At 70.8% G+C, this 7394-nt stretch carries 7 protein-coding genes and 1 pseudogene; 7 read left to right on the forward strand and 1 reads right to left on the reverse strand.

All coding sequences use genetic code 11. The features are described from left to right. Positions 1-161 precede the first annotated feature (161 nt). A pseudogene (locus tag GT042_RS39195) lies at positions 162-869 on the forward strand (PrsW family intramembrane metalloprotease); the annotation flags it as partial. Positions 870-1091: 222 nt separating this feature from the next. Here GT042_RS39195 and GT042_RS18975 read toward each other — a convergent pair. After that, a complete protein-coding gene (locus GT042_RS18975; protein ID WP_345943831.1) occupies positions 1092-2069 on the reverse strand; it encodes a ScbA/BarX family gamma-butyrolactone biosynthesis protein in 978 nt (325 codons plus the stop codon). 379 nt (positions 2070-2448) lie between these two features. Between GT042_RS18975 and GT042_RS18980 the strand changes: the two genes are divergently transcribed. From GT042_RS18980 to GT042_RS19005, 6 genes are all read left to right on the forward strand, one after another. Beyond that, positions 2449-3108, forward strand: coding sequence for a ScbR family autoregulator-binding transcription factor (locus tag GT042_RS18980; RefSeq protein ID WP_161309911.1), 660 nt, complete (start codon positions 2449-2451; stop codon positions 3106-3108). Between the two features lie 198 nt (positions 3109-3306). Next, positions 3307-4131, forward strand: coding sequence for an AfsR/SARP family transcriptional regulator (locus GT042_RS18985; protein WP_161309912.1), 825 nt, complete (start codon positions 3307-3309; stop codon positions 4129-4131). Positions 4132-4397: 266 nt separating this feature from the next. After that, a complete protein-coding gene (gene fabG / locus GT042_RS18990) occupies positions 4398-5222 on the forward strand; it encodes a 3-oxoacyl-ACP reductase FabG (protein WP_161309917.1) in 825 nt (274 codons plus the stop codon). Positions 5223-5303: 81 nt separating this feature from the next. Continuing rightward, positions 5304-6143: an NmrA family NAD(P)-binding protein gene (locus tag GT042_RS18995; protein WP_161309913.1), complete on the forward strand. Its 840-nt coding sequence runs from the start codon at positions 5304-5306 to the stop codon at positions 6141-6143. A 132-nt stretch (positions 6144-6275) separates the two neighbouring features. After that, complete coding sequence (locus tag GT042_RS19000) at positions 6276-6929, forward strand: hemerythrin domain-containing protein (RefSeq protein WP_161309914.1); 654 nt, start codon at positions 6276-6278, stop codon at positions 6927-6929. Between the two features lie 11 nt (positions 6930-6940). Further along, on the forward strand, positions 6941-7394 hold a 454-nt coding region (locus GT042_RS19005), incomplete at its 3' end, for an anthrone oxygenase family protein (protein WP_161309915.1).

Genomic DNA, 7394 nt, shown 5'->3' on the forward strand with positions numbered 1-7394 from the left:
GCCGTCGAGATCACCGTACTGGCGGAACCGGACGCCGACCCCGACGCGCTGGCGGACGGCCTCGCCCAGGCCCGCGAGGTCGTCTTCCCCGGGGGCGCCCTGTGAGCCACGGCCTGGTGACCACGCTCCGCGCCTCCGCCGGGCGCAGGGTGGTGGGCCTGATGTGGGCCGTCCTGTGCGCGGCCGGCGCGGCGCTGATCCTGTACGACTTCTCGGGCCTCGTCCGGGTCTTCCCCGGCTCCGCCGTGCTGGCCGCGGTACTGCTGCTGCTCACCGTCCTCGTCGGGGTGGGCATCCTGGAGCAGGCGCGCCCCGTCCGGCCGCCGTCCCGCCCGTGGGCGTGGAGCGGCGTCGCCTGGGGAGGCACCGCGGCGACGGGCAGCGCCATCGTGGCCAACACCGGACTCCAGGGGGTCTGGTTCAAGACCGGCGGGATCGACTTCGGCTCGCGCTGGGGCGCGGCCCTCACGGCCCCGCTGAACGAGGAACTCCTCAAGGTGTGCGGCGTGCTGCTGATCGCGCTGGGGTCGCGGCGGCTGGTCCGCGGGCCGCTGGACGGCTTCTTCCTGGGCGCCTTCACCGGACTCGGCTTCCAGGTCGTCGAGAACTGGACCTTCGCGATGAACTCCCTCGTGATCGCCGGGGGGATCGACGAGGGCGCCGCCGTCGGCCAGTCGTTCACCACCCGGGTCGTGCTCACGGGGATCGGCTCGCACTGGGCCATGACCGCCGTGGCGGGCACCGGCGTCGGCATCCTGCTCGCCCACCGCTCCCCGCCGGCGCCCCGGCGCCACCTCGCGGCCCTCCTCTGCCTGCTGGCGGCGATGGGCATGCACTGGTTCTTCGACTCACCGTACCTCCAGTCCGTCGCGGGCATCGCGGGCAAGGCGGTCCTCAACTTCCTGGTCGCCCTCGGCTTCTACCTCACGCTGCGGCGCGGGGTACGGGACCGGGCCCGCGCCTTCCTGCTCTCCCCGGAGACCGACCTGTCCCCGGACCTGCTCACCCGGGGATCGCGGCGGCGCGCGCCGCCCTCTACCTGGACGAGGTGGAGGAACACGCGGCGGTACGCCCCGTGCCCGGCCGGGACGTCAGTCCCGGGGCGCGCTCACTACGCAGCTGAAGACCTGCTCGCCCTCCTGATGGCCGGTCACCAGGACCGACGCGAGGCCCGCGAAGTCCTCGGGCAGGACCCGGGCCTCGACGCGGCACGGGAGGTCCAGCTCCGCGTAACGGTCGAACGAGCCGGTGAAGCTGGTCAGGACGCGGTCTCCCGCGCCCAGCGTCACCAGGGTGGCCTGCCGGGCCGCTTCGAGCAGCAGCATGCCCGGTATGTGGTCGACCGGGTGGTCGAAGAGCACCGGATGGGTGGTGTCGGTGCGCAGCTGCCATACGCCGTCGTCGTCGGTCGGGGAGAGCACCACGTCGAACGTCGCGGAGCGGCCGACGTCCGGCGGTGGTACGGGTGTCCCCAGCGGGGGCCGGTGCGCCGAGGACTTCGTACCGGCGCGCTCGCCGCGCACGCGCCGGTACACGGCGGGGGAGGCGCACGCGAAGGACGCGCCCCCGGTGGCGACGATCTGGCCGTCCCGGTGGACCACGGCCTCGTAGCGCATCGAGGCCAGTTCGGCGCCCCGTCTGCGTATCTGCGAGCAGCGGACGTCGAGTTCGAGGTCCGCGGGGACGCCGGTGACCCCGAGGTGCCGCGGGTCCACGGTGAACGACAGGTCCCGCATGAGGAACTGATGCCCCAGCGGCACGCCGAACTCGGCGTGGGACAGCAGCGAACCGACCTGACGGATGGTCTCCGCCGTGAGCAGCGGGTCGTGCCGGCCGAGGACGGCGCTGTAGAAGCCGTGCAGCCGGGGCCACTGGGCCGTCACGGCGAAGTGCGTGGCGTCGACGCGGCGCCAGCCGGTGAGCAGGACCTCCGCCACCGCCGCGCGGTGCACGAACTCCTTCGGGACCGTGGTGGTCAGCGGCGGCGCCGACGGGCCGGACGGGCAGGACGGGCCGTAGAGACCGGCGGAGCCGGACGTGTCGTTCATCCGGAATGTCGTTTCGGACATGGAGCCTCCCCAAGGAGCACGGATCACGGGTGAAGGACGAGAGCGGTACAGCTCCCCCGAAGCGGGAAATATACATACCGACCGGTATAGTCGACAGGCTTCTGGGCGGCTTCCACGTAAATACTGGGTCGCCACGCCGAGTGAGCGGAAGAACACACGTGTCACTGCCGAACTGGCGTCCGCGCGTGGTTCATTCGGTCGAGTGGATCTCCAGATGTTCTCCAGCCAATCTTGAGCGGGCCTTGAGCCGGTCGCCCACCAGGAGCACCTTCAGCTGGCGGAGTTGTGTATTCCATATACAAACCGCCCCGGCGGTTTGTTAATGTCGTGCCGCAACGTGCGCGTCGCTGCCGGTCCTCCCGACACCTTGGAGATGTTGATGGTCAAGCAGGAGCGCGCCGCCCGTACCCGGCGGTCGTTGATCCTTGCCGCCGCGGAGGTCTTCGCGGAGGAAGGATTCGTGTCCGCCTCACTCACGGCGATCAGCCGTCGGGCCGGGGTGAGCAACGGGGCCCTGCACTTCCACTTCGACAGCAAGAGCGCCCTGGCCGGCGGGGTCGAGGAAGAGGCCGCGCGGCGGATGCGGCGGTTCACCGTCGTGGCGGGGGCCGACGGGCCCGCCGCTCTCCAGCTTCTGGTGGACAGCACGCACGCACTGATGTGCGGGCTCGACGACGATGTGGTCGTCCGGGCGGGATTCGAGCTGAGCGGCGACATCTCCCGCGTCGCCGGCGTCGATCTGCGGCGTGAGTGGCGCTCCTGGATCGAGACGGTACTACAGCGGGCGGCGGCTCAGGGCGCTCTGGCCGACGGGGTGTCGCTCGACGACGCGGTGAACGCGATCCTGGCTGCGACGGTCGGTTTCCAGGTACTTGGCTCAAGGGACGACAAGGACTGGATCTCTCGGCGTACGCTGACCGGGTTCTGGGAGCTGATGCTGCCGAGACTGGCGGCGCGGGACGCGCTGGACACAGTGGTGACCTGCGGCTCCCGCTGTGTGGTCGGTGCGCCCGGAATGCCGGTCGAGGAGCCCGTTTGACGGGTGGGCGCTGACCGATTCCCGCCCGTTCGGTGACGAAGGAGCGGTGGTTGGTGTACGCAGCGTTAACAAAAAACAGTCTGGACGGTTTGATATTGACAAACCGTCTGTCCTGTTTTTGAATCCATGCGCAGCAATCGCACCCCGTGAGCGGCCTCGAACGGCACTGACTTCACCTTGCAGGGATAGGGGAGACGCGTGGACATCGACGTACTGGGCGCATTGGCTGTGAGACAGAACGGGAAATCGATCACTCCGACGGCGCCCAAGCCCCGTCAGGTGCTCGCCGTCCTGGCCCTCCACGCGGACCAGGTGGTGCCGGTGGCCGCGCTGATCGAGGAACTGTGGGCGGGCGAGCCCCCGCGCAGCGCCAGGACGACCCTCCAGACGTACGTCCTCCAGTTGCGGTCCCTGATAGCGGCCGCGCTCAAGACCGAGCCGGGGGGCGGGGAGGAGCGTACCGCCAAGGACATCCTGATCACCCTCCCCGGCGGCTACCGGCTCGACACCGGCGGCGGGACCAGCGACGTCAAGGAGTTCGACCGGCTCGCCGGGCTCGGCTACCGGGCGGCCGACGCCGGCGACTACCCGCGCGCCGCACGGCAGTTGAGGGAGGCGCTCGCCCTGTGGACGGGTCCGCCCTTCGCCGACGTCCAGTGCGGGGCGCAGCTCGACATGGAGATCAAGCGCCTGGAGGAGTCGCGCCTGTGCGCGCTCGACCAGCGCATCGAGGCGGACCTGCGGCTGGGCCGGCACCGCGAACTGCTCGCCGAACTCACCGTGTTGGTCAGCCGCTACCGCACGCACGAGAACCTGCACGGCCAGTTCATGCTCGCCCTCCACCGCTCCGGCCGCCGGGGCGAGGCCCTGAGCGTCTATCAGCGGCTGCGCTCCACGCTGGTCAAGGAGTTGGGCCTGGAGCCCTCCGCGGGCGTCCGGCGGCTCCAGCGGTCGATCCTGATGGCGGGCCCCGAGGCCGCCGCGGCGGAGACCTCCCGTGAACCGCTCGTCCGGGTGAGCTGAGCACGACCCCGGCGCACGACCGCGGCGCACGGCGGCGGTAATTGTTTCCGGCGTGTAAGCGAACTGCATATGCCGAAAGGGAATTCAGGATCTTCGGCGCTGTTCGGCGGGCCGGTGGAATGGAAGGGTGCCCAGGTCGAAAGCATGGAGACGTGCTCGACAGGTACTCAAGAATTCAAGGAAAGCGATCCCTGCGCGGATAACGTCTCCGAGTCGAAGAGCGGTTGTCCGACGGAGATTCGACGACGCGGAGGGAAGCCGTGGGAATTCAGGTACGGGGGGCGGCCGGGCACCGGCCGGGAGCGACGGGGGCGACGGCCGGTCCGGTCGCCCTGATCACCGGTGCGACCCGGGGAATAGGCCTGGCCATAGCGCGGGAACTGGGGCGGCGGGGACATCGTGTCTTTGTCTGCGCGCGCACCGTGCAGCACGTCAAGCAGACGGTCGAGGATCTACGCGCGGAGGGGCTGCGCGCCGAGGGCGCGGCGGCCGACGTACGGGACCGGAGGTCGGTCGCCGCCCTGGTGGCCTCGGTGGTACGGGAGTTCGGCCCGGTGAACGTCCTGGTGAACAACGCGGGCCGGGGCGGTGGCGGCCCGCTCGCCGAGATGACCGACGACCTCTGGTACGACGTGATCGACACCAATCTCAACGGCGTCTTCCTGCTCACCCGCGAAGTGCTGCGCAGCGGCGGCCTGATGGAGGCCGGCCACGGCCGCATCATCAACATCGCCTCGGTCGCCGGGAAGCAGGGAGTCCTGCTCGGCTCCCCGTACTCCGCGTCCAAGCACGGCGTGGTCGGCTTCACCCGCTCCCTCGGCAAGGAGCTGGCGCCGGCCGGGGTCACGGTGAACGCGGTCTGCCCCGGCTATGTGGAGACCCCGATGGCCGAACAGGTCAGACAGGGGTACGCCGCCGCCTGGGACACCACCGAGGAGTTCGTCCAGGAGCAGTTCGAGGCGAAGATCCCGCTCGGCCGCTACACCACCGCCGAGGAGGTGGCGAGCCTCGTCGGCTTTCTCGCGAGCGAGGGCGCCGCGTCCGTCACCGGCCAGGCGATCAATGTCTGCGGGGGTCTGGGCAACTCCTGAGCGCGGGATGTTGGACGCACGCGTATGGAACTGAGCTTTGCGGCTATGTACCGTCTCAGCCGGGTGCACTTGACTGGAGTCATGACACAGACCACGCAGGACACCCAGGCAGACAAGAAGACGACACTCGTCATCGGCGGCACCGGCAAGACCGGCCGCAGAGTCGCCGAGCGGCTCGCCGCGCTGGATCTCCCGGTACGCATCGGTTCGCGCAACGCCGACCGGCCCTTCGTCTGGGAAGACCCCGCCACCTGGGAGGGCGCGCTGGAAGGCGTGGGAGCCGTCTACGTCACGTACTACCCCGACCTCGCCTTCCCCGGCGCGGCCGAGGCCGTCGAGGCCTTCTCCAAGTTCGCCGTCGAGCGGGGCGCCCGCCGGCTGGTGCTGCTCTCCGGGCGCGGCGAGGAGGGCGCGCAGGTCAGCGAGAACAAGCTGAAGGACTCCGGCGCCGACTGGACCATCGTGCGGTCGAGCTGGTTCAACCAGAACTTCAGCGAGAGCTTCTTCCTGGACCCCGTCCTCTCCGGTGAGCTGGCCCTGCCGACCGGTGACGCCGTCGAGCCGTTCACGGACGCCGACGACATCGCGGACGTGGTCACCGCCGCCCTGACCGACCCGAAGCACATCGGCAAGACCTACGAGCTCTCCGGGCCCCGGCTGCTGAGCTTCCAGGACGTGGCCGAGGAGCTGTCCAAGGCCACCGGGCGGGAGATCACCTACATCCCGGTCGCCCTCGACGACTACCGGGCCGTCCTGGCGGAGAACGGGCTGCCGGTCGAGTTCGCCGACCTGTTCGGCCTCATCCTCGACGGTCGCAACGCGCACGTCGTGAACGGTGTGGAGGAGGCCTTGGGCCGCAAGGCCCGTGACTTCTCCGACTACGCCAGGGACGCCGCCGCCACCGGCGTCTGGAACGTCTGACCTCGCGTCACACCGTCCCGTGGTCGCGGCCCGCACCGAGCGGGCCGCGACCACGGGCCGCGCGCACCGGCGCGCGACGACGCCCACGACGAGACGTATCGGACGAGTCGTATCAGCCACGAGGAGGCGGCCATGAGTAGTCCCATGTCGAGCGAGCACGGCCTCGGTTCCCTGCCCGGTCACTTCCACGGGTTCGCGCTGATGCACATCGCGATGCGCCGCGACGCCCGGCGGCTGCTGGCCGCCGCGCCCCTGCTGACCCGCGCCGGTCTCGGGCCGGCCGGCGCCTGGTGGCAGCAGCTGCGCGACATCATCGACTGGCACCACCGCAGCGAGGACGACGTCCTGTGGCCGGGACTGCTCGCCAGGGCCCCGCAGTTCGCCGCCGAGGCGCGGCTGCTCGGCGAGGACCACGCGGTCCTCGACCGGGCCATGGAGGCGGTCTCGGGCGTACTGCGGCCCGGTGGTGATCCGGCCGCCGTGGAGCAGGCGGCCACCCGCTTCGACTCCGTGCTGAGGGACCACCTCAAGGACGAGGAGGCGGTCTCCTTCCCCGTCTTTGCGCGGCTCTCGCCCGAGGAGTACCTCGCGGTCGAGCGGAAGGTGATCGCCAGCGCCCCGCTCAAGGTCATGACGGCGCTCCAGCCCTGGATGTTCGACGGCGCGGACAAGCGGTCGGTGGCGCAGGTCGCCGCGACCATCCCGCCGCCCGTCCGGGTCATCGGAAACACCGTGCTGCGCCGGCGCTACGAACGTACCCTCACCGGGGTCACCCGCCCGTCCTGAGAGGAAGCCCGATGTACTCCGTTCCCCCCGAGGTCCCCGGCGTACCGGCGGCCGTACGCCCCCGTGACCTGGCGACCCGCCCCGTGCTCGTCGCCGCGACCATCGGCACCGGACTGATGGCGGGGCTCTACCTCGCCTTCGACGTGTCGGTCATGCCGCGCCTCGCCCGGCGGGACGACGAGGCGTACGTGACCGCGATGCGGCGGATCAACGGGGTCCTCGACAACAGCGGGCTCTTCGGGCTGCTGTTCCTCGGGGTGTTCCTCGCCACGGGGCTCGCCGCGGTCCTCCAGCGGCGCCGGGAGCGGCCGGAGGCGGCGCGCTGGACCGGCGTGGCCACCGCCCTCTACGCGCTCTCGGTGGCCGTCACCGTCTGCGTGAACCTGCCGCTCAACAGGCGCCTGGCGCGGGCCGGTTCACCCACGGGCGCCGACCTCGCGGCCGTACGGAAGGCGTTCGACCTGC

Origin of the sequence: Streptomyces sp. SID3212, from assembly GCF_009865405.1 — a bacterium.
Taxonomy (GTDB): domain Bacteria; phylum Actinomycetota; class Actinomycetes; order Streptomycetales; family Streptomycetaceae; genus Streptomyces.

What these genes read in the sequence shown, in the direction of transcription:
- GT042_RS18975 (WP_345943831.1), bottom strand. Translation starts at nt 2,069, where the DNA reads ATGTCCGAAACGACATTCCGGATGAACGACACGTCCGGCTCCGCCGGT.
- GT042_RS18980 (WP_161309911.1), top strand. Translation starts at nt 2,449, where the DNA reads ATGGTCAAGCAGGAGCGCGCCGCCCGTACCCGGCGGTCGTTGATCCTT.
- GT042_RS18995 (WP_161309913.1), top strand. Translation starts at nt 5,304, where the DNA reads ATGACACAGACCACGCAGGACACCCAGGCAGACAAGAAGACGACACTC.
- GT042_RS19000 (WP_161309914.1), top strand. Translation starts at nt 6,276, where the DNA reads ATGAGTAGTCCCATGTCGAGCGAGCACGGCCTCGGTTCCCTGCCCGGT.